This is a genomic window from Nocardioides oceani (genome assembly GCF_030412965.1).
Classification (GTDB): Bacteria; Actinomycetota; Actinomycetes; order Propionibacteriales; family Nocardioidaceae; genus Nocardioides; species Nocardioides oceani.
On record NZ_JAUHJQ010000088.1, the window covers coordinates 1 to 316 of the forward strand.

Genomic DNA, 316 nt, shown 5'->3' on the forward strand with positions numbered 1-316 from the left:
GAAACCTGGCTCGGACCCGACCCAATCGACCCGTGGTGGGACACCAAGTACCCCGGGGGTCTCATCGGTGACTCAACCTCCACAGCCGGGCCCTGAGATGCGCCCCGCCCCCTCCGCACAAATGATCCGGTGGTCCTGCTGACCGGCTACGCGGCAAAGCAGTGCGCGCGCCGGGTCCATAACGAGTGGGACCCGACCATCGAGTCGGTCCCTTGGGACCTGCCGCCCGAGTTGAAGATGCGGTTCGACTCCGGCCGCGCCTTCGAGGACGATATCTTCGCCAAACTCAAGCAGCGCCTCGGCAAGCGTTGCATCG

The 316-nt window shown here is 65.8% G+C and carries 1 protein-coding gene; it reads left to right on the forward strand.

The features are described 5' to 3' along the window. Positions 1 to 129: 129 nt before the first annotated feature. Positions 130 to 316, forward strand: a 187-nt coding sequence (locus QWY28_RS23390) for a hypothetical protein (RefSeq protein ID WP_300955315.1), incomplete at its 3' end; no start/stop codon positions are given.